The organism is Maribacter sp. BPC-D8 (genome assembly GCF_035207705.1).
Taxonomy (GTDB): Bacteria; Bacteroidota; Bacteroidia; order Flavobacteriales; family Flavobacteriaceae; genus Maribacter.
Map to the genome: position 1 here is coordinate 2,211,541 of NZ_CP128187.1, position 24,672 is coordinate 2,236,212.

The window sequence follows — 24,672 nt, forward strand, 5'->3', positions numbered from 1 at the left end:
TTACAAAGACATGAAATTGAATTTTAGAACAGAAAATATTGAAGTTAGTGGTGAGACATATGCTGTTAATATACCAGAAGGCGAAATATATGTAGCTGCTGTTTATAATGACGTACAAGCTGCAAAAACTATTTACATTAACTTTTCTGATGTCCTCAAAGAAAAGTTATCACTTACTCAAGTAGAATTTATTCTTAATTATCAAGCTAATTATATTGAATACCAGCGTAGAAAAAATCCAAATCTTGTTGAGTTAGATAAGTCCAATATTGAGTTCCTTAAACAAAGAATAAAATCTATTGGTAGAAGTTTATCTAAAGATGAAATTCTAGAAATATTTCATGCAGAATCATTTTATCTAAAGCTTATAAACGTAATTGATTAATTAAATGAATCTGAGGGACCCACATACTTTTAAGGTTATTAGTGAATTTATAACGATAGATAAATTCGGGGTTTATCTTCAAAATAAACTAATACCTAATAGTGATGGTTTAAGTTTTAAATTACTTGATGGTGGGTATGCTGTAGATAATAATCAAGTATATTATATTCCCACTAATTTTTATACCGTTTTAAAAGGGGCTGATAAAGAAACATTTGAAATCATAAATTCTGGTTTTGTTTCTTATGCAAAAGATAAAAATCAGGTGTATTGTAATGAGCATAGTATTGAAAGAGCCGACCCCTCTTCATTTAAAATACTTGATAGTTTAAATGGATATTCAAGAGATAACAAACATATTTTTCATTTTTATGGAGAAATGAAAGATACAGATGTAAATTCTTTTCAACTTTTAAAATATGACTTAGCAAAAGACAACAAATCTATTTTCTATCGAGGTCTACCAATTAAAGAAGTTGATTATGAATCCTTTAAAATGATTGAAGGCAATTCAAGCTATGATGGCGAAGACAAAAACAATTATTATAGATCTGGTGGCGGTGCGCATGATGATGGTAGTTTAGGAATTTTCAAAAAATAAAATTTACCAATGAGAAATTATAAAATAGTACTCTTACTACACGTATTCTTAGTAGTTACAAACCTTACTGCCCAAAAAGACACCCTCTATTTTAATTCTCGATGGAATAAAACAGACAAAAACAATGCTGCCTTTTTTCGTCTTGTGCCCTTAGAAAAGGAAGGTAATTTATTTAAGGTGAAAGACTATTATATAAATGGTAATCTGCAAATGCAGGGTTATTGGTCTAATTTAGAGAAAGAGACCCTACACGGCAATGTTACTTGGTACTTTGAAGACGGAACAAAGTCTATAGAATCAGAATACAAAAATGGCATTTTAGAAGGTGCGAATACTATTTATAAAAAAGGAGGTCAGGTAAGTTCTAAAGGTATTTACAAGAACAATGAGGCTTACTCGGGTAGTTTTATTGTGTATCGTCTATTACAAACCTACGCCAATGGCATGTTGAATGGCGAAGAAATTAGCTATGCTGAAAATGGTAAAATAGCCACTAGAGGGGTCAATAAAAACGGCAAACGATTTAACGGAGAATTCACCAATACCCAAACGGAAAAAACCACATATAAAGATGGTAAAAATGACGGATTTACAACATCTTACTATGATTTAAATTTTATTCAAAAAAAGCAATCTTATGCTATTAGTAACGGCATAAAAGAAGGCGAAGAAGTTTCCTTTCACGAAGATGGCAAAGAAAAATCTAGAGGCATCAATAAAGCGGGAATGTTATATAATGGTTCATTTTACAATGAATATATGCGTACAATCGCCTCTTATAAAGATGGTGGTTTTCATGGTCCGCTAACTACATTCAATGAAAAGGGAAAAATAATTTCGATACGTGAATATGTTAATGGCAAGGTTTCAGGTAGGGTAATGAGTACAGGGCTTTTTGAGAATAAAATATGTGAGTGTGTATATCAAAATGAAAAACCATTTAATGGCAAAGAATGCAAAGGTTATGACGTTTATGAGTATGTAGATGGTCAATTAGTAAAGTTAACCTCTTACAATTCTGAAAATGAAGATGAAAAAATAGAAATTCAGTTTTTTCAAGACAAAGAGAAAACTAAAAAAATCGTCAACTTAAACGGAGAAACATACGAGTTACTTTATAAACAAGGCAAGGCGTATTCTGGGCAAGATTACGATCGTATATCGGGTAGCCTAACCACTTTTAAAAATGGTGCAAAAGAAGGTCCTTTTAAAATTAATAAAAAATATAAGGGGTATATCGCATCTGGTAATTTTAAACAAGAGGTTTACGACGGAAAAATAGAATTCGAGAATTTAGAAAGTAAGACAAGTACATTCTGTACGTACCAAAATGGAAAACCAATTGATGGCACCGCAATTTACAAAGACACCATTGTATCTTATAAAAACGGACTTAAACATGGGTTAGAAACCCCTATGAGTGCTTATGGAGCTTATAATTCACCTTTTGATAGTATTAGCAGAAACTATAAAGAAGGTAAGCTACATGGACAAATACAATATTTTGAAGAAAGTGAATTAATAGCTGAAGGATTGTACCAAAACAACAAACCTTTTACGGGCGTATTTTATGAATACCCAGGCGGAACCAGTTATACACGCAACACCTATAACGAAGGCGCACAATTAAAAGAGGAATATATTGCTCAGAAATTTAAGGCTATCTACGAGTACAAAGACAATAAACTTCAACAAGGAAAATTCTATTATAATGAGGAGTTAATTGCTGAGGGTTTATACAAAAATGAGATTCCTTTTGAAGGTAGTTTTGCCACACTAGAAAAAATAGACAAAAATTATTTCCCTGAGAAATACACTCTTACGAGCTATAAAAAAGGTGAGAAAAATGGGGGTGAAACTGTAGTTAATTTTAACGAAAATTCAATAGAAGAAATAACCCAATATAAAAATGGAAAAATCTTAAGTAGCGCTATTTTCCTTCCTTTTAAAGACAAAGCTAGTCTCGAAGGCACCTATAAAAATAACATGCCTTTTTCGGGAGATTTTTTAACGACCCTAGCTATTAACCTACCAGATACAGATACCAAAAGTAGCTACCAATCTGTAAGTCATTATGAAAATGGTCGAAAATCTGGCATGGAATACTTTACTACCATGGGATCTAATATGCAGGTTGTTTTAGATAGTGTAAGCTATAAAGACGGAAAACCATTTCAAGGCAACCTACTTGAAATATACAACAGCGATACCCTACAACACCATTATGAAGAAGGAAATTTAGTGCAGACTAATATTTATACAAGGGGGCTTAGCAAAAAACCAGATGCTATAGTTAAGTATACAGCCAAAGGCTATACGACAACAAATGAAAGACCTTCTAGAGACATGACAAGCTATTCTAGCGAAGTAATTTACACAAATACCGACCCTAGTGAAGGAACTGCAATTATTACTGGTAATGGGAATGAAATAGGTAGATTTTCATTCTCAAAAAAAGGAATTTCTGATGCTTCATTTTCGTTTAAGGAATATGGCACAAACGTTACCATAGAAAGTATTTCTTTGAATAAAATAAATCTCGTTTTTGACTTAGAAAATATGCGCATTAAGTTTGAAAGCACACTTAAACCTATGAGTAATATAAAACCTAGTGATGTTCAAGATTGGTTACGGTTATTTTATTTTGGTGATGGTCCGGCAAGTTTTTATTTAGATGGTGAAGAAACAGCCACTGCTACATGTATTTATAAAGAGGGTCGAGAGTATAACGGTATTACCGCTAACATAAACGAAAATGGCAGCTATAACTATAACTTGTATAAGAAAGGCGAATTGGTCAAACAACAAAAAAATATAACCAAAGAGCAATTAGTACAACTAATTCAAACCAAGAATTAACTATAATGAAAAACATACTCCCCCTACTCTTTCTTGTTTTTACTACCCAAATAACTGCACAAAAAGACACCCTCTATTTTGACGCAGATTGGCATAGAACAGAAAAAGCAAATGCAGCATTTTTTAGACCTTTACCACTAGAAAAAGAGGGTGAATTGTATCATGTAAAAGATTATTACATAAATGGCAAGCCACAAATGGATGGGTATTGGTCAAATTTAGAAGATGAAACTCTAGAGGGAAAAATTCAATGGTATCATAAAAATGGTCAGCTTACAGAAAGCAGGCAGTACGCTAATGGCAAGCTCAACGGAGAATCATTAGTCTACTCCCAAAACGGATTCTTAAGAGCCAAGGGAACGTATAAAAATAATGAAGGTTGGGAAGGTACTTTCATTCACCCTTGTTGCTTTAATGGTTACATACCTATTTATAAAGAAGGGAAGCGTGTTGGTCAGCAAATGTACTATGAAGACTCCGATCAACTTGCTCAAAAAAAGACACAGCAGAATGACAGTATAAGCATAACCAGGTATTTCGATAAAAAAGGAAAGGAAATAGGCAAAAACCGTTATGTAAATGGCAATATTAAAGAGGGCATGTTAGCCACATTCTTTATAAATAATGAAGATGATGCCATAGGTTTAGAAGGTTACATGCATTTTGAAAATGGTAAAATGAAAGGTGAGTATGCTACTTTTTTAAGTGACGGAACATTGTTTTCAAAAGTTGAATATAAAGATGATAAACCATTTGCTGGTACCGTTTTCAATTATACCAGTTTACAAAACTATACCAACGGAAAATTAGAAGGCGAGGAAATAGGCTACTCAAGAAAAAAAGTAGAAGTCACTAGGGGTATAAATAAAGATGGAGAACATTGGAACGGTCAGTTCGTAGATTATTATGAAAACAGCATATCAAGCTACAAAGAAGGTAGCTTAGAAGGCAAACAAACTTCATTTTATTCTGATAATTTGGAACAAGTAAAGGCATACGACCATATTCTAAATAACGATAAAAACGATGAGAGTGCTTATTATTTAAAGGATGGCAAAGAATTGGCAAAAGGAATATACAAAGACCACAAACCTTGGAACGGAACGTTCTATGATCAATACAATTTACTTTTTTCTTCATTTAAAGATGGAAAGAAACATGGCATATTTGCCCAATACAATAGTAATGGCGAAATCTTAGAACAACAAGAATACGAAAATGACCTGCTTACAGGTATAGTAAAAAGCAAAGGATATAGAGAGCAGATTTGCGAATGTATTTATAAAAAAGGAGAACCCTATTCAGGTGAGGTTTGCGAGGCATATTCCGTAACTCAATATGAGAAAGGGAGCACTATTAAAATAGAAAATTACGAGCGGAATTATGAAAATGACAGCATCGTTTTTACCGATGAAACTTCATACGAAAACGGAATTATTAGTGCGCAGACTGTAGTTGATGAAGATAAAACCTACGCCATAATTTTTAAAGATGGTCTACCGTACAATGGGGTTCACTACATATCGTATACTAAAGAAATGACTACCTATAAAAACGGAATAAAAGAAGGTGTTTTTATTGAGCAAGATGAAGATAATAGAGATTTGAGTGTAGGTGGTTTTCATAAGAATAATGAACGCCACGGATCAATAGAATTTTATGAAAAAGACTTAGAAAAGAAAACCACTTGCATCTATAAAAAAGGGAAACCTATAAAGGGTACGGTTATACATGACCATACGTTTACAACCTACAAAAACGGTCTAAAACAGGGTATTGAAAAAGAAATCACTCAAACCGAAATCGAAGAAGTAATAGGAAGGCAAGCAGAATACGATAAGGGAATTATTTTAACAGAGTCATATCCTCACTTAAAAAATCCAAAAGGAGAAATTGCCAAAGGTGTGTACAAAAACGGTAAACCATATAATGGTGATTTTTTTAAATTCGAACCTATACTAGCCTCATTTACTCATTATGAAAACGGTGAAATATCTGGAGCGCAATATGTAGGTTTTAATGACTATCAGTCCCTTACGGTTGTAGATTCTATGCAATATAAATCTGGCAGACCGTACCAGGGCAGGTTTATGGAGCATACAGAAGACAGGTTGCATTTTCACGAATACCAAAACGGGAAACTTGCTAGAACCATAGTAACAAAAGATGATCTAAATCAAAAAATAAGAAATACAGTAATCTATTCAGATACCGGTTTTACTGTTGCTGAAAGAGATTCAGACTTAGTGATGTTCAGAGGTACCTATCTGAATGAAGAACACACGAAAGCGAAAGTAGAAATGTATTCTGATGTTGATGTATCTGCCGGTACCTTAGAATTTTACAATAATAAAATAACTGCAATCGATATTAATTTTCATGAAGCACGTTACGATATTAATTATGCCTTAGTAGATGGTAAATTGGTGATAACCTTAAAGAAAGAAGGTATTTTATTAAAAGCATATCCTAAACTAACCCATATAGAGAAAATCACGTATAAGAATTTTTTAAACCCAGAGGAGTTATTTGTTGATGGAGAAGTGATTATGGATACTTATATAGATAACAAGCATATTGCAACAGGCATCATTAAAGACAGAGATATGTTTGATGGTGTTCATATACGTTATGATAAAGAAAGTACTACATATAGCTATTATAAATACAATAAAGGAGAGCGTTTCACTTGGCAAGATGAAGTAACTAAAGAACAGCTTTTAAAGTTATTTACTAAAGAGTAACCTATAAAAGGTACGCATATAAATTCTCCACTTTATCCCGTTTAAATGTAGTTTTTCTATATAAATATTCACAAATATAAATTAGATAGATACGAATACAAATTAGAAAAAATTTATACTAAAAATATATGTTCTTTTAGTGTAGAGAACGCATCCTGTAATATGGGTTACTAGAAGAAGGAGAAAACATTTCAGCTTATTACGATTATTCTATTTCTTTAAGTGGCACAGCGGCTGTTTTACTTTATAATTCTAGATTAATTCATCATAATAAAGAAACACAACCAACGGCAATTAATATTGATAATATTTTAGGTATTCAGAAGAATCTTTTGAAAGGTGATATTATTGAAGTAACAAGTAAAAGTGGAGATATAATGATATTGTAACCAATTAGAAAAAAATTAAACGAGCCTTAAACAAAACAAACATTCTAGTATGTCTACGGAAAAATTTTATTTAATTGCAAAATCATAAAAAGAAAATAAAGGCAACCCAATATTTTTTAATTATGAGTTTGTAAAAGAATCATGCGGAGAGAACCTAGATAAAGATAGTTTATCCTACTACAATCAATGTAGCAAAGATGAGCTTTTGATTATCTGTAAACACCGAGTGATTAACTTTGATTTTAGCTCTATAGCTTCGAGAGAATATTTTGTCTCTGAAAAATTTATTAAGGCTATAAAAACAAAGAAAACTATCAATTTAAAAAGGTTAGATTTATTTCTACAAAAGGGGAGAATATAACAGACATAAAGTACTTTATTCTTAGAATAGCTAATGAGTTAGATGCCGTAGACACCTAGATATCAATCATTGAGACCGATAAAGAATTTGATTTTCTAATGGACACCAAAAAACTTATTCTAAATCATTCAAAGATAAAAGACAATGAGTTCTTCTGTATTGACAATCATACTTTTATTGGAGATATGTTTTGTACAGAAAAATTTAAAAATAAAACGGAAGCCTTAGGCATAGATGTAACATTTATTGAAATACTAAATGCTGTAGAATTCGTTGCAAAGGCACAAGGTTTAATCTAAAAGAGTAAAGCAAGCCTAGCTAGTTAAACATTAGGTAACAATGCAAAGAACATTAAAACCAATTATTGCCATTCCAATAGCCATAATAGCGCTAAGCGTATCTATTGGTATTTGGTACTATCTTGTACGCCAGGTGCCCAAACAAACACAATTAGGGACTATTGAAAAAATAGAATTTTTCTCAAAAGAGCGTAAAGAAAAAAGTGAGCTTCGTAGCTCAAGAAACAATAGTGGTGTTAAAACAGCACAATACACGTTGCCAAATCGTTTTATATATACGATAAAATTAGAAGATGGAAAAAATGCTCGCTATCAAGAAAATGCTCATAACGCTAAATCTAAGCCTGAGCATTCGGTAGGTGAAAAGCTGAAAGTGGTTTATACTGTTAGAGAACTTCCGTTTAGTGACTCTAAAATTCTAGTTTGGAAAATAGAGTAAAATTATAACTAATGTAATTTGATTGTAAAAATAACTGGTTACAACAACATATATAAAACATAGCTAGTTGTTGATAACCGTAAGTCAAGTGTTTATTTACTTAGTCCGCCAAATTTAAAAATTTGGCTTTTAGTAAAATAAAGAAAAATTTAAAAATTCGGCTCGTGCATAATCCGAAATGATAGCGTCTTTTTCAACGCTATGTTTCATATACTAAACGCTAGCTATTATTAAGGAATCCAATAAGCTATGAGTAAAATTGAATATTATAGAGAGGCATTAACTAATACTGAACATATTGTTAATTCAGGATTTGGTGTAAGTGAATGCAAAAAATGGCTTAAAAATATAGAATTAATTAGTGATTTTAATGAAATAGAAACCTTATTTAAAAATGAAGAAGATTTAAATAAATTTAGATGTTTACAAATACTTCTACAGGATAAATTTAATAGTCCTATGCCGATGAATTCATATTTGAATAAAAAAAATGTTCCTTCTAAACTTGATTTGAAACAAAAAACTTGGTTTGACATAACAGATTATTCTAATTCTACTCTTGATTTTGTAAAAACCGAAAAACTTAAATCTTTAAATATAGTAATGAGTCGAATAAAACATTTAGATATTACCAATCTACCTAATTTACAATCTTTAACATTAATGAACTTAAGAAATATCAATTCATTCTCACTTGGCGATATGAAAAACATTAAATATCTTAGAGTTGGTCGTTGTCCAAATTTGGTGGATTTTTCAGTCTTTGAAAAAGCTAAAGATGTACTTTGGGTAATTTTTGATACTAATAGACACTTATCAGACATTTCATTTATGAAAAACTATCAGAAAATAGTTTGTATATCTATTACTGGTTCAGAAGTGTTTAAAAACCCAAATACTGTAGAAATATTGCAGAACATAAAAACTCTTAAGTTTTTGAATATTATGGGAAAAGGTACAAAAAAACATAGAAAAATAATTGCAGAAGCATTGCCAGATTGTTTAGGAAATATTCGCTACTAAAGAAACAACAACTGCCAAGCGAGTGGATGGCTTCGCCATCAAATGACGGAGTGCACCCCTCACACCACCTTACTTAAGGGTCTCGTATACGGCGGTTCGTAAATCATCAAACCAAAGCTCTTTTCACCCTTGGCACTATCTTCTAATTTAGGCATAGGCTACAACGTGTGCTCCTAAACTAACCCATATAGAGAAAATTGCCTATAAGAATTTTCTAAACCCAGAGGAGTTATTTGTTGATGGAGAAGTGATTATGGATACTTATATAGATAATAAACGTATTGCCACAGGCATCAGTAAAGACAGGGCTATGTTTGATGGTGTTCATATACGATATGATAAAGAAAGCAGAACTTATAGCTATTATAAATACAACAAAGGAGAGCGTTTCACTTGGCAAGATGAAGTAACTAAAGAACAGCTTTTAAAGCTATTTGCTATAGAGTAACCTATAAAAATTACGCATATAAATTCTCCGCTTCATCCCGTTTAAATGTAGTTTTTCTATAAAAATATTGCAAATATAAATTAGATAGATACGAATACAAATTAGAGAAAATTTATATTAAAAATATATGTTCTTTTAGTGTAGAGAACGCATTCTGTAATATGGGTTACTAGAAGAAGGAGAAAACATTTCAACTTATTACGATTATTCTATTTCTTTAAATGTTACAGCGGCTGTATTACTTACTAATTCTAGATTAATTCATCATAATAAAGAAATACAAACAACGGCAATTAATATTGATAATATTTTAGGTATTCAAAAGAATCTTTTGAAAGGTGATATTATTGAAGTAACAAGTAAAAGTGGAGATATAATGATGATAGAAATAGCACCATTAAATCAAGCAGAAACATTTTTAAGGGTTTTAAAAGCCAAAGTGAAATAAAGGTTCTTTTTGGTCGTTTTTTTTAGACTAGAACAGAAGGAAAATAAGGAACTACACATAACGCGGCATACTAAAAAATAAGCTATGAAATCTCTTTTAAAGGCGATACCAACAACAATTCTTTTAATTTTATTATTCTTTTTGATTGGTTTTATTTTGTTTACACAGGTGGGTCGTAGCAATCCGTATTATGTGACTACCAAACCAATAATTGTAAAAAAGTTAGAAGTACCAACAGGTACGAAACTTGTTTATGAAGGACATTTTTTTAAGGAAAAGCAACAAGATGAAATGATGAATGAGGAAAACCTCATTGAAATGGAATTTCCAAATCATAATCCAATATATTGGGCTGGTGATATTCCTGTATATTCAATATATAAATATTATAATTCAGCAATGCGCGGTTTTTCCGTTAATGGAATACTTAACCAAGCAAACAAAAGTAAAGAAACTGAATTCACTCAACTGTGGCATGAATGCAATGATGATGGTTTAGGGGTCAGTGTAAAGAATATGAATGATTGGTCTTTTAATGTTAAAAACATTGAAAAAATTGAAGATTGCAATGAAATTTTTGAGGACTATCTTAAAGAAGCTCAAAGCCATTAATAGTACTAAGTTGCTTTTTAATTAAAAGAGGCTTTAGAGCTGTTCTTTATAAAGAAATATAAAATATGTTAAAAAAAATATTCCTAATTGTTCTTATTGTTATCGCGGGTAGTATCCTAACTAAAATTCTATTGAATAATGGTTCAAAATACGAGGGGTTAGAAACTGTTTATCACCCATTAATTGATAATAAAATCACGGGTTTACGATTAATGAAAAAAGTGTATGATACAACCATACCCCCAATAAATTATTTTTATAAGAGAATAGAATGTGCTACACAAAATATGGAATATCATGAAATTTCGGATAGGACCATTAGAGATGACCAAAGTATACAGGTAAATGGAATAAGCTTAAGAGAAGAATTAAAGCAAAAGAAGATAGATCCAGAATATGTAGTTAAGGATTATTGTTTTATCACAAAAAAAGATACTTTATTTTATATACGTAGTTATTATAATTCATTAAGATCTAATACGCAACATGATATTAATAAGTTGAGAGTTGCACAGCCTATTGGTATTTTAACGAAAGAGGATAGCTTATTTATGTATTATAAACCGTTTAAGAATTCAAAAATTAAAATAGAGAAGTCTGAAAATCAGACAGGTACTTCTAAGGGGGGTAGTTATTCTTATGCACACGCTAAGATTCATATAAAACTTGGAGAATTAAATCTATATGGAAACGCAAGAATTACGAAATATGATAGTATTAGAGAAAGTTTAAGAGAAATGAGTCTTAGGTCGATAGAAATAGATAATTACACGGGGCTTAAATATGAAAATTTTGAATATTATTATTATTTCACAGAAAATTCGTCTGTAGACTTTTTTAAGGAAGAGAATGTATTGAATAATAAGGCTATAAAATTTAGATAATAATCGCTAGAAGATGTTCTAAGGCAAATTATTTACTGAAAATACATTCCTTTTTATGATTGATTTTATTACACCCTAAAACGAAATGCTACTAGTATAGACTTAGATGTTTGATAAAATATAGACTCTAATAATGTTATTCAAAAATATTTTCTGGTGATAATCTACTCTATCTAAACACTATTTTTTCAATAAAAATTTAGAATACAAAAGAATGGAAAAGTTATTCTTTTATTCATATACCGAATAATTTAAGCTGTTTAATTAAGGTAAAACCTACATATATAAATTAAATAGATACGAATACAAATTAGTCCGTTATACTTGGCAATAATCCTTTTTCTTAGAAGTTCAATAACTACAATAAAGAAGTAATTATGGGATTATTCAGTAAAAAAGATGCTACAACAGTTTTATCAGAAAGATGGATTAAAGAAGGTGAACAATTTAAAAATCAGCTAAATGCATTTTTAGATGCCATTTACAAAGGTGGTGAAGGTCCTGAAGAGCCAAATGAAACTAGAGCAGACATGGCAGAGGCAGTTTACCATAAAGCCATTGAACTGAATAAGAATGGTGAGCATAAAAAACTACGTGAATTATTTCCGCCAGCATATGAACCATTCGAGCAATTTTATGGTGGAATCTCTAGAAGTATAAACCAAGTTATTGTTTTAAAAGACGATAGAATTGTAGTTCGTGCAGATGGCAATATTTATTTAGAAGACGGTAATGTATATTTATTAGAAGACAATAAAGTAGCCAAGCAAAAAGGAATACGTGCTATAGGCATATCTGCAAACAAAGAATTTATAGTTAAGGTTACTAAAAAAGAAGTACAAGTTTATAATGATTGGGATACCGAACCAATACATATTTTCAAATATCCAAAAGGGTACGGTAAAGCAACTGAAAATATTAACGTAGCTAAATTTAAAAAAGAAGGTCTTATTGTTCTTAGCGCTACTGTTTTTAATGATGGTAAACGAGTATTATTAGCTACTACAAACGGTATTTTCATAGTTGGTGGTCAGGGTAGTGAATGTGTATTTCCAACACAAGAAATGCTTCCTCATTTTGTAGAGAGTTTCTACGAAGAATATGATGAAGACGAAACTTTTGAAGTCAACTTAGATTATTTCCACGCTGCATTATCACCAGACAATACCAAAATAGCTACTGGTTTTCAATCTAGTGAACATTTTATTTTAGAAGAAAAAGACGGTCATTTTCAAACAACAGGTAAAGTTCAGGCACGTTCAGAATACCCACATACCGTAGCTTTTCATGATACTTTAGATCATATAGCCTTAGGTTCATGTCATTACCAGCAAAGTAGTGTTATTGGTATGGATTTAAAACATTTACCAATAGAAGCAAATAGTTCTTGGCACCAAGACTTTGATGAACGTTTTGACGTTATGAATGATAATGTTTGGGTCTTCTCTATACTTCCTTTTAAAGACGGTTATTTGTTAGGTTCGAATAATGGGTATATCTGGTATTCGAATCCAAAAAACCCAGAAGACAAAGCATACTTGCATGTTGGCGGTACTATTATGAGTATGGACTATTCTGCTGATAAAACACACTTAGTAATTGGCACATTCTCAGGTTACATTATAAAGTTTGATTTAACAGCAACAGAAAGAGATAAAACCTTAGTTACAGATATGAATGTAAAAGAAACCAATCGTTGGGTTATTTGGCAAGATATTGAACCATTGATTTGGTAAAAACTAATTAAAATAAAATTGCCTTTATGAATAAAATAAAAAAAATATTTTTAGAAATATTATTAATTGCGGTTTTGGCATTTTTTATTATTTGTTTAGTAATGATTAGTGATGGAGGATTATTTTTTGTAATGTATCCAGCTTTAATAGCAGGAGTTATTTCAATAATATCTTTTGTCTATTTAAAAAAGAAAAAGAAAGGTAAAATATTTTTCAAGGCTTTAATAATAGCAGTAGTTATAGACATATTAGTGTTGCTTATTATACAGGTAATAAAACGCTATTAAGAATTATTAAGAATACTGTTTTTATTAAATTAATTATAGAACCAATAGCTTAATTGTTATAACACAAAAAGAAGAATGATAGAAAAATTAAATAACCCTATTCTGTTCTGGGGCATTTTAATTGTAGCAAATATTCTCATGTATTTATGTACAATTGCAATAAGCTATACCTGGTCTAAAGTCTACAACCATAAAACATTAGCGCTTACAAAGCATGATTTATACAATAGCATTATTGTTGTAGCAATTAATATTTTAGTAGCTATACCAGGTTATTTCTTATTTAAAAATGGAAATATTCAATTTACCACGGCTGACAATTTTTTACTAGATTTTGCATTATTGTTTTTCGCTTTCGATTTGGTGATGTATCTACTTCATTTAGTATCTCACTTTGTATGGCCTTTTAAAAAATTTCATGATACGCATCATTCGCATGAATATTTTAACGCAATCAGTTTATATGTAATGGCACCAACAGAATCTATACTTTTCGGCTTGCTTTTAACCGCTTGTGCACTATTCATACAACTTAATTTGTACAGCTTTTTGGTATTTATCTTTCTAAACTGGGCGTTGGGAGTAATTGGGCATTTAAATACCAATGCTACAAAGCAACCCATGTTATTTGGTAATCATGTTTTTCATAAAACCCACCACCAACATGGTAATAGTAATTTTGGGTTTTATACAGTAATCTGGGATAAAATCTTTGGCACGTATTTTAAGAATTAATTACAACGCACAAAATAATTATCGAGTGGCTTACTATCAAATAAGCTATTATAATTTAATAGAGAATCAATGATATCTAATAAAAAAAAAGTAAGCTATATCATATTAGCTATAGTAACATTGTTAATAATTGACAGATGCACAGTAATCGATTTGTCACCAACCGCTATTTTTAAAAGTAAGGAGTTCAAAGCTTATCCGTATTTAAATGGTGTAGCGTCAACAAGTACGCATGAAATTAAAAGGCTAAATGATTATGGCGGTAATATTACGTATGATACGATTCATAATTATTTTTTACATAAAGGAGAAAAATTTAATGCCTTAGGTAAATTAATCAATTCTGTATCCTTGGCATACCCAAAATCAGATACATTATCTATATACGAAAGTATGCGCTTGTTGTTTGCTCCAAAACAATCTCAGTACATTTTAGGAAATGCAACCGACAGTCTCGTTTACGACTTCTCAAAAAACAAGATTGAACAAAAGTTAACTAAAATAATTTATAGCACAGAAGAATACCCTGTACTGAGTTCTCAATTGTACCAACAAGCAGATGTGGTATTGTACCGTAAAAAGTTTACTAATAATGACGATATATATCCCATTTACATCAAAAGAGGTAATGAATGGTGGCTAATTTTACATAAAGGTTACTACCCTGACAAGAAACGGTATCCTGAAAAATATAGAAAACTTATATTTCTTAAAGATTATAAAAACCAAAGGTATTCTTATGCCCTATCAGAGCCTATTAGTGAAAAAACTTCAATACATTATGATATAGAAGATGTCGTAAGTAGCACAATTGAAAAACCATATATAAGTATCACTACAGAGCTTTTCACAAAAGATAACACCTATGAGCGTGTAAACATAATGGTAGCACAATTAGGTTCGGCTTCATTTGTAGGAACAGAATATTCTAAACTAAAAAAGGGAGATGAGTTTTTATACTTTAAAACAGGTATGGTTCAACATGGTTTATCAAAACGTCAATGGTCTAAATTGAGTTGTTTTTCAGTTCCAGAACGGTTTAGAAAAAATACAGATGTGAATTTTATTGTATACGAACCCATGGGTAATATGGATAGCCATGATGATGCAGGAACATACATAGTTCGACCAAAAGAAACCAAGAATGTTTTATAGCTAAAAACAATTTCTGTTTAATGATACTATGATTATTCTTTAAAAAATAATTTGAATACAAAAACCATAACAAACCGTACAATTTTTCTTGTTGCCTTACTATTTGTAAGCCAAATGGCTGTTGGGCAAAACAAAACTAATAGTTTAGCAGAAGCCCTAGAAAATGGTACACACAACCAAGTTGCTTCTTTAATAAAAGAAGGTGCTGAATTAGACAATTCTGAAGAATACCTGCATTACGCAACCCTAAATTCTAATATAAAATATGTAAAACAGAATTATAGTCTTTTATTAAAAAACGGCTATAAACCAGCTAAACATGAGTACTTAAGTGCTTTTTATTTCGCTATAGACCAGAATAATACAGAGGTTATGTCCTTTTTAGCAACCCAACCAGAATGGAATTTTAAGAATGATTTTAAGAATAACCAAGCTGAAATTTTTCAGAGAGCCTATACGTAGCTTAAAGAAAATCCTTTTGTAGAACCCTCGGCATTACAAACGCTTATAGATTTAGGTATAGATCTAAAAAGTTACCGCACAGAACAGTATGTATTTAAATTTGCCAAAGATTGTTACAAAGGGTATAAGGAAAAAGAAGCCATAACTGCATTTAAGAAATTAGCCTCTTTGGGTATTAATTTAAATACTACACACCCGAATGGAGAAACTATATTGCATCAAGCTGCTCGTAATGCTTCAGATAGTATTTATCATATTTTTAAAAAATTTGGTGTAGATGCATCGATAAAAAATAAAAAAATCGAAACAAACAATTATAGAATAATCAAATACAAATTGGTATTAGTTATAAAACAATATAATCTATCGTTAAATAGTTAAACTAAGTAGAAATATATTAATGAAAAAAACAATCTACATAATTGGTTTAATTGCTTTATCTATAATTTCTGTTGTCGTTTACGATTCTATGGGTCATGAATCTAAGAGTTATCATGAAAATGGTAAATTAAAAAATATAGGAGAATTAAAAGATTCAAAAAAAATAGGAGAATGGAAATGGTACTATAATACCGGAGAATTACAATATATAGGTAGTTATGAAAATGGTAATGAACAAGGCGAATGGAAAGAGTATTATGACAATGGTAAACTTAAGAAAATTTTAAATTATTCTAAAGGAATTATAACAGGGCGTGCATCTAATTATTATGAAAATGGTCAACTGAAATTAATTGGCGATTATGATAAATATGGAATAAAAACCGGCAAGTGGGAGTTTTACCATTATAATGGAATGTTCATGAGAACTAGTATTTATAAAAATGGTAAAGGCTATAAAAATGGCAAACTAACGTATTATAAAGACAATGGAAAGTTAGATCGAATTGAATACTTCGCCGATAAATTAAAGACAGGAGAATGGCAATATTTTGATGCAAACGGAAAACTATATTCAACAAAAAAATATTATAAAGGCTTACTTATTAGTAAAGAATTCTATTCTAAAGACGGAACAATAAGAAAAACTATTAACCATTTTAATGGTAAAAAAGTAAACTGGGATTCTGCCGATGAACTGAACAAAATTGCTTGGAATATTTATGAAAATGAAAGCGATAGCGAACTTCTTTTAGAAGCTATTACTTTAATTAAGAGATCTATAGAACTTGATAAAAACTATTATAACACAGATACCTATGCTGCTTTATTATACAAAACAGGTAATTACAAGCAAGCATTAGATTTAGCAAATGAATCTTTAGCCTTAGGTAAAACTAATGAAGCCAGCGATCTTGACACAAGCTATACAACCGATTTGATAAAAAAAATCAAAACTAAATTAAATAAATAGGCTTTAGAGACAACCAAGTAATAAGACCATAACATAACGATTATGAAGTATACATTCTTATTTGGAATTTAATCTTAAGTACAATTAATAAAAACTAGCAATACATTCTATCATGAAAATATATAAGCATAAAACCAAAAAGAGCTACATTTTCATCAATGATGCAAGTGAATATTTAGAGACTTTTAAAATTGATAAATTTAAACGTAAATTAAAAACGGAATACTTTGATAGTGAAGATGCATCTGATAAAAAAGAGTATAAGAAATATCAAGATAATTTACTTACAAAAGGATTTGAACTCTTTGAGGTAACTGCTGATATTCAAGAAAAAACAGACCAATTACTAAATGATTTTGAATTAAATAAAGATCATTATTTTATTGAAAAAAATGAAAAAAGCATTCTTAATAGTAGTTTAATAAAACTACACCTAACAAATAATAATAGCGAGTTTCAACTACATAGAATTTCTAGTGAACTTGAAGATGATAACGACAACACCACATTACCTACATTAGAAAGTTATATGTTAGGTTATGTAGCAACAGAGAGAGACAAACTATCACTTCAAAACATAACCGGAGAACTTCGTTTTTATTTTAATTTGCTTTTTACACTAGGTTTTGAGCCACAAACAGAAGAACAACTAACCAGTTTGTGTTTGGCAAAACCCATCACAAAAGATACTGTGTTTGATGGGAGTTTATTTAGGCATGAGAACGGTTATATTCATGTAGCAACTAATTACGATTTAAAGTGTGTTAAATTTATTATTTATAAAATTACAGGAGATACAATTACTAATGCCAAAGTCTCATACTCCATATTAGAAACTGCTGAGATTGATGATCTTTTAAAGAGTTATAAAGAAGATGAAAAATTTGAACCAATAAATGAAGACGATTTTCATTCTCAGTTTAAAGCAGAGGTAAAAGAACCTGTCTTTTTTTACAAACCAGAAAAAGAAGAAGCGAGCTTTCCTAAATTCCCTTTTGAAGTACCAGAAGAAGTAATAGAAATTGATGCTTTTTTTAATACTATTATTGAAGAAAATAAATACTACTTTTTTGCAGATACTACTTCTGAAAACCCAGAAGAGTGGCTCGTAGCATTTATGTGTTGTACTGACAAAAAAGAAGGTTGGTATGTGTACGCCAAACCGTTCTTACTTAAAGACCTAAATAAAAAGTTACAAAAGCCTAAAGAAATTGAATTAAAGTATTCTTCAGATAAAAAAGATTTTGGCAATAAACAGGTAAAAGCTTTTAATAAGAATAATTTGAAAGCTATTAAAACTGCAACTATTATTGAACAATTTAGTGGTAAAACAATAGCGGAATTAGCTACGCAAAAACAAATAGAAACTTTTGTAGATAATGATTACTACAACGCTTATGTATTTGAAGCGTTTGAGAATTATGCTTGTATTAGAGGTAACACAATAAACCATTTGTATTGGCAATTTTTTAAAGATGTCACAGAAAGACAACTATGGCTTAAAGAAAATGAAACCAAAAACACTACACTTTATAAAGATGAAATAAATTTCATTCTAAAACATACCAATCATTATTTAGAAGGAAATAATAGCGATATTAAAAATTTAAAAAAGAAATATATTAATGACCCTTTATTGAAAGACAGACTTTCTAAAAGTTATGATATTGATAAATTTATAGAAAGTGAATTGAGCTATCAAGAAGGTAAACATGTAAAAAGCGATTATATATTTAGCAGTAAAAACGAAAACTACTCAGACAAGAAAATTATTGTAGTTAAGGGAGATTTAATTGTAGATGGCACTTTGTTTTTTAAAGATAATAGTGACAATTACATCATTATAAAAGGAGATTTAAAAGCCAAAAATCTTATTGTAAATTGGAATTGTGGTTTCATTTATATTGAAGGAAATATTGCCGTAGAAAATATAACAAAATCACATTATAAGTTGATTGGTGAAAATGCTAAAACAGGCATTTTATTACACCAACAAAAAGACGCACCAGATATAAAATCTAATTTCAAATACGAATATGATGTTTCATTTTATAGTACTGCCATTACCAACAAAGCCATTATTAAAAAAGGCAGTTACAACTCTTTAGAATGGGATGAAGAGGAAATTTATAAGTTACTAAGCACTAATGCCCCATTTTTAAAAGATAAAATAGAAAATACTAAAACCGATTTAGACGAGTATTACAAGCATAAGTTTGAAAACAGAATGCAAGATTGGGGATATTTTTATCCTGAGTATGCAGGCTGCGAAATGTTAAGTATATCAGAGGATAATGAAATAAAAGGAAACGATATTTATCCAGGAGGTGGCGATTGGGTTGTAAATGATTTACGTGGTAAAAGTGGTACTTATGGCGTTAGTCATGAAGATTATTCTATTTATAAATTAAAAGTAAAAAACCCGACCGAGTTTAAAATTGATTACAAGCAGAAGCCATTGAAATTATTGGTTACAGCCGAAGAATTAATGAATAGATATATTCGTATCTCTATGTTATATATGAATTGGGCACATAGAAAAACTGTTAGTTTTGAAATTGAAAACACCGATGCTACCTACCAAAAAGAAAAAGCAGTATTTAATGAAGACCCACATTTAGCCTTGTATTGGTTAAACCATTTTGGAGCTACTTTAGACGCGCGTTATCATGAAGTGGTACAGCTTATTGAAGAAAATAATTTAGTTGAAAAATTAGAAATATTAAAAGAGCCATTGGCTTTTTTCAAAAAAACAGATGCCTTTTATAATTTAGAAATTAGTAATAGTAGTTCTGGTAATAAAGATGAGTTTAAAGATCTGTTTTTAAAACGGAGGTCATTTTTGATATATCGTGAACAAGTGTATAAAAACTATGACCCTAAGAATTTAGAATTATGGTGGAAATCTATAACCATTTATCCAAAGGTTGAAGAGAATTTAGTAGTTCGTATGCGTTGGTTGAAAAACAACCTAAATAAATGTGGCAACTGGGATGCTTTTGATAAACTTATTAAAGAGGAAGATAAAGACATTCCGTTGCTGTCTTACATTTTTGCTTTTAACCCAAACACATCTAATAAAGATAAAACCAAGTATGCTGATATTTTAATTAGTGAACTTTATGAGCATAGAAATCATTTTAAAACACCCCATAAAAAACAATTTGGGGAGATTCTTCTTTGGGATGTACGCGATTTTGTGAGTGATAAAGCAAAACTAAAAGAAGTTGCCAAGTTCTATTTTCAAGGCAATGAAACCTGTAAGGAATATCAAGATATACAGGCGGTATTAGGAGAAAAAAATGAAAATATAGAAGAAGTAAGAACGGTGTTAGAAAGTCTAAATACCGCTTTTGAGGGGTATGATAGATTTAACACACCAACAGATGAAAAACCAAAGTATCATAAAAATATAGTTGCAATACTAGATACCTTAACACCAGAAACTTTAGTAGAAACAGCTCTTAATATTCAAAACACAGAACTAGCAAAACGCTACTTTGTTTATTTATGGAATTCTCAAATTACCAATAAAAAAGAAGCTTTATTACGCTTATTCATTTATATAGAAATGTCTGGGCATGACATTGGAAAAGAGATATTCGGAGCTGATTTTGCTAGACTTGTAAAAGGTGATGACGACCCAAATATGGAGATTGCTCAAGCACTGCTTACGATACCAGAAGCTGATTTCAGAAATGATAGTATGTGGCAAAATTCTAAACAAGCAGCTGCAAAATTCTTTCTAACAGCAGCACATGAGCCTAAAATATTTAGTTATTTAATAGAAACGATAAAACAGGCTCCAACAAAAGAAAACCAGCATATTCTCGATGCGGTTTACACTACCCTATTTTCAGAAGAATATGATAGTAAAATAAATCCGGTATTAAAATTTTCTAAGGAACAGGTAGAAACTATGTTAGAGACCATTTGCGAATGGTTTTTAAAATATGGGTATCATGCAGAGGGGTGTCGTTCTATTTATGGTTGTTCTAATCCGCTTGCAGAAGAATGGCTTAAAATACATTTGAATGATAAAAAATGGATGAAGCAGTTTGCACATATTTCTACCTTTTATGACCCTCTAGATCAAGAATTACAAGATGCATTCAAGAGTGCTTTAGAATATATAGAACAGGGCAAGCACGACACTTATTTAGAATTTAAAGATGAGAAATCGCATAAGTTTTGGGAGATTTCGTTCTTCAGAGACACCTTTAACGTAACCTATGGTAAAGTAGGTACGAAAGGCAGAGAATCAGAAAAAAGCTTTGAAACTGAACAAGAATGCTATAAAGCTGGTGATAAGTTGGTTGCACAGAAGTTGAAGAAGGGGTATAAAAAAACCGACAATATATAAGTAATATGAAAAGTCCATCAGAAAAACTAATTGAAGATTTTAAACAACACAGTTGGCAAGTACCTAATTTGTACCAACGCCTTTTTGAATTGTTTGATGAACCTAATGAAATCTTCTCATTTTGCAAACAATTTTTGATTGAATTTGAAGACAGCACGACACTCTTTAATGATGCTCTTAGTTACGTAACAAAAGAAAATTTTAAAGATCTTATTCTTTTGGCAATAAATACGCTTAAGCAATCAAAAAATGATAACGATAATGCAGCTGAAGTGATTGCTTATGCAAGTCTGCAATTTCCAGATTTACTTCACCAACATTTAGATGTTTTGTTTAAGTTAAAGCCAAATGAAAGTTCTTATTATTCTGAGTATCCATGGCGCGATTTACCATTTGAGAAAGCACTTATTCTTAAGGATAAGTTTATAGCTGCAAAAACTAAAAAGCATGAAAAAGAAAAGTTGTTTAGTTGTTTATTAGAAACTCGAAATTTAAAAATTATAGAAGAAGTTTATTCGTATACTAAGGAGAATAATTTCTTTCAATATATTAATGATGAGGATTTAAATGGGTATTTAATCGCTTGTTTAGAAAATGTAGGTTATACGATTAAAGAGAATAAAATAACACGTTATTGTTCTAAAAAAGTACGCCATATTAATTTTCAAACAAATTATTTTTTAAATAAAAAGCCCATTCATTTTAAGAAGCATCCTACATGGTATTTGAATTCAGAAAATAATAGTTACAATTTTGGAGGTGCAATTACTAATGATGAAAACAATCCGCTTACCCATATCATTACATTAAGTACAATACTAAAAGAATTGGGTATATCAGATTTAACTGAGTTAACACTAGGGTTACATATTAATGAGATAAATGAAGGGTACGGAAATGTTTATTATAAACATAATAACTTAGGAAAACCTCAATTAATAGGAGATCTGCATAATATTGAAGACTGCATAGATCTACCAATAAAACCAACCACAATAAAGCTAGCAGTTACTCCCGAAAGATGGAAATACCAATTTTGGGGAAGTGCTAATAGTAGAGAAAATTTATTTAGAATTGGAGGAGAACCTACCTGGATTCAAAGTGCAGAAGTTTTAACCTGCCCTAAGTGTAAAGAAAAAATGAACTTTCTACTACAACTAGATACAGCAGTGCCAGATACTAATGGTGATGAATTGTATTTTGGTAGTGGCGGAATTTGTTATGCTTTTTGGTGCGATGAGGATAAAATAAGTGGATACTCAATGCAATGGACTTAGCACTATGATTGTACTTTTTAAACCCATATCAACACCTATATTTTTAACGACCATCTTCTTGGTCTTACTTGTAGTTGTTTTAATTATTAGGTTTTTTATGAAGGGTCTAAAAACAAATATAAAAACCTTTAAAAAGGGATATAAAATGGCATTACCCCTAACAGAAAATGAAACCTTACTGAAGAATATAGCCCAACTTAAAGAAGTTGATTTTGAGAATAAGGATAAGGCAACATTAGGTAAAAAAATAAAGGGAACCAGTTACCAAGCTATTCGTCAAAACTGGAAGGTTATCATTAAACAGAATCAAGACGATATTGAGCGATTGTATGAACGTGGTTTAATTGAAGATTGGACGGAATGTCGTACCAAAAGAGATAATGATTTTACATTTGAAAATGAGGTATATGCTTTATTACTAAATTGGTTAGAGCGTGTAGATTGGTCTAATTTAAAGGAAGTAAAAACGCTGTTTAAATATACAGAGTTAGTTTCAAATAGCGATTATGGCTTAAATTCATTGGTCTTATTAAATTATCACAAGCGCCTATTGGCAGTAATTAAAACTTTAATAACAAAAGAAAACTTTACAATAGTCGATAAGCTTCATAGTGACAATTTAGGTAGTTTGATTGAAAACTTAATCAACTTATATTTTTACCATACCCGCAATAGTTATAACAAAGGGCATCTTGAACAATTTGATATAGATAGAAGAGAAATTGCGACAGTTATTCCAGAATTCATGAAGGCTTTTCCTGAAAATAACTTTGGTTTAATTATGTCAATTCTTAAAGATAACACGGAGAATCTAGTAGAAACTTGTGCTGATTTATTACAGTTTTTTGTCACCAATAAGGTTAAGCATAATTATGACTTTTCATCCAAGTTGTTTGGAAGATATGAGAAACCTAGTGATTCCATTTACAAAAACACTCCAAAAATTTTAAATCTTGCATTAGAAAATAGTGATTTTTCAGATGGTCAAGTTGCATATTTAATAGAAGAAGTATTGCTCATGAATTTAGATATCACATCTAAAGAACACCAAGAAAAGCAAACAATAGAACATTTAGCAAACCTAAAAAAGCACCAATTTGACACTAAGGTAATTACCAAATACGAGAAAGAATTATCGGAACTTGAAACCAATTTCGATACCAAATACGCCAAAAGTTGGACTACAGCAGTACGTAGAGTAGCGATATCACAGTCTATTTCTAAAAGCATAGAAATTTTGATAGCAGCATTTCCTAAGCACCCTAAAACAAAAATTTTAGCGCAGCTATTACAAGAAGTTACTACTTACGCAAATAGACCAAAAGTGTATGACCTTAGCCAAAAACCAAGCATAGCATTTAAAGACTTACACCTTAAGTATTTGGTGATTGAAGAGTTAATGTATAACCAAGAATTACTAAAACCAAAATTCGATATACAACACTTTGCTCAAGAGTATGCTAAAAGAGAAATAGATATTGAAGATGAAGGGTATGAAGTAATACCAGAAGTGAAAAAGTATTTTAAGAATTTAGATATTCCAATAGAATTATTAGCAGAAGTACACACACTATATCAAGATAGTGGTTTAGGTGGTGGTTCTGAGTTTATGTATAACCTACAGCCTTTTTGGGATCCTGGTTGTGGAGATGAAGTCTTTAAGCTTACAAACAAAGCCATAGAAGATTTTGCTTTGTTACCCAACCTTAAAAAAATAATAGGGCTTGAAAATAGTAATCCTAGTAAAAAAATGATGGAGGCTTTAGAACATAAGAAGGTTCTTTTAGAAAAAGAAGAAGATTAATCTATTC

Annotated in this window: 19 protein-coding genes; all 19 read left to right on the forward strand. The window is 30.5% G+C overall.

The window, feature by feature from the left end:
- The first annotated feature begins 10 nt into the window (after positions 1-10).
- On the forward strand, positions 11-385 hold the full coding sequence (locus QSV08_RS09790) for a hypothetical protein (protein WP_324028197.1): 375 nt from the start codon (positions 11-13) through the stop codon (positions 383-385).
- A 4-nt stretch (positions 386-389) separates the two neighbouring features.
- Entirely contained in the window at positions 390-986 is a 597-nt protein-coding gene (locus tag QSV08_RS09795) for a DKNYY domain-containing protein (RefSeq protein WP_324028198.1), read from the forward strand.
- Between the two features lie 9 nt (positions 987-995).
- Positions 996-3,845 (forward strand): toxin-antitoxin system YwqK family antitoxin, encoded by a 2,850-nt coding sequence (locus QSV08_RS09800; protein WP_324028199.1) that lies wholly within the window; start codon positions 996-998, stop codon positions 3,843-3,845.
- Between the two features lie 5 nt (positions 3,846-3,850).
- Complete coding sequence (locus QSV08_RS09805) at positions 3,851-6,589, forward strand: toxin-antitoxin system YwqK family antitoxin (protein WP_324028200.1); 2,739 nt, start codon at positions 3,851-3,853, stop codon at positions 6,587-6,589.
- An 848-nt stretch (positions 6,590-7,437) separates the two neighbouring features.
- Positions 7,438-7,638 (forward strand): hypothetical protein, encoded by a 201-nt coding sequence (locus QSV08_RS09810; protein WP_324028201.1) that lies wholly within the window; start codon positions 7,438-7,440, stop codon positions 7,636-7,638.
- A 40-nt stretch (positions 7,639-7,678) separates the two neighbouring features.
- Complete coding sequence (locus QSV08_RS09815; RefSeq protein ID WP_324028202.1) at positions 7,679-8,077, forward strand: hypothetical protein; 399 nt, start codon at positions 7,679-7,681, stop codon at positions 8,075-8,077.
- Positions 8,078-8,326: 249 nt separating this feature from the next.
- The gene (locus QSV08_RS09820) at positions 8,327-9,100 is read left to right on the forward strand and encodes a hypothetical protein (RefSeq protein WP_324028203.1); all 774 of its coding nucleotides are present in this window, start codon (positions 8,327-8,329) and stop codon (positions 9,098-9,100) included.
- Positions 9,101-9,353: 253 nt separating this feature from the next.
- Entirely contained in the window at positions 9,354-9,548 is a 195-nt protein-coding gene (locus QSV08_RS09825; protein ID WP_324028204.1) for a hypothetical protein, read from the forward strand.
- 532 nt (positions 9,549-10,080) lie between these two features.
- Positions 10,081-10,608 carry a hypothetical protein gene (locus tag QSV08_RS09830; protein ID WP_324028205.1) on the forward strand — a complete coding sequence of 176 codons (528 nt, stop codon included), beginning with the start codon at positions 10,081-10,083 and terminating at the stop codon, positions 10,606-10,608.
- A gap of 65 nt (positions 10,609-10,673) precedes the next feature.
- Entirely contained in the window at positions 10,674-11,492 is an 819-nt protein-coding gene (locus tag QSV08_RS09835; RefSeq protein ID WP_324028206.1) for a hypothetical protein, read from the forward strand.
- 377 nt (positions 11,493-11,869) lie between these two features.
- Entirely contained in the window at positions 11,870-13,228 is a 1,359-nt protein-coding gene (locus QSV08_RS09840) for a hypothetical protein (RefSeq protein ID WP_324028207.1), read from the forward strand.
- Positions 13,229-13,254: 26 nt separating this feature from the next.
- Positions 13,255-13,515, forward strand: coding sequence for a hypothetical protein (locus QSV08_RS09845; protein ID WP_324028208.1), 261 nt, complete (start codon positions 13,255-13,257; stop codon positions 13,513-13,515).
- Positions 13,516-13,590: 75 nt separating this feature from the next.
- Positions 13,591-14,250, forward strand: coding sequence for a sterol desaturase family protein (locus QSV08_RS09850; protein WP_324028209.1), 660 nt, complete (start codon positions 13,591-13,593; stop codon positions 14,248-14,250).
- Between the two features lie 69 nt (positions 14,251-14,319).
- Positions 14,320-15,405, forward strand: coding sequence for a hypothetical protein (locus QSV08_RS09855; RefSeq protein WP_324028210.1), 1,086 nt, complete (start codon positions 14,320-14,322; stop codon positions 15,403-15,405).
- A 51-nt stretch (positions 15,406-15,456) separates the two neighbouring features.
- A complete protein-coding gene (locus QSV08_RS09860; RefSeq protein ID WP_324028211.1) occupies positions 15,457-15,867 on the forward strand; it encodes a hypothetical protein in 411 nt (136 codons plus the stop codon).
- Positions 15,868-16,267: 400 nt separating this feature from the next.
- A complete protein-coding gene (locus tag QSV08_RS09865; protein ID WP_324028212.1) occupies positions 16,268-17,221 on the forward strand; it encodes a toxin-antitoxin system YwqK family antitoxin in 954 nt (317 codons plus the stop codon).
- A gap of 112 nt (positions 17,222-17,333) precedes the next feature.
- Positions 17,334-21,584, forward strand: coding sequence for a WGR domain-containing protein (locus tag QSV08_RS09870; protein WP_324028213.1), 4,251 nt, complete (start codon positions 17,334-17,336; stop codon positions 21,582-21,584).
- A 5-nt stretch (positions 21,585-21,589) separates the two neighbouring features.
- Positions 21,590-22,861 (forward strand): hypothetical protein, encoded by a 1,272-nt coding sequence (locus QSV08_RS09875; protein ID WP_324028214.1) that lies wholly within the window; start codon positions 21,590-21,592, stop codon positions 22,859-22,861.
- A gap of 145 nt (positions 22,862-23,006) precedes the next feature.
- Positions 23,007-24,665: a DUF6892 domain-containing protein gene (locus QSV08_RS09880; RefSeq protein ID WP_324028215.1), complete on the forward strand. Its 1,659-nt coding sequence runs from the start codon at positions 23,007-23,009 to the stop codon at positions 24,663-24,665.
- The last annotated feature ends 7 nt before the right edge of the window (positions 24,666-24,672 follow it).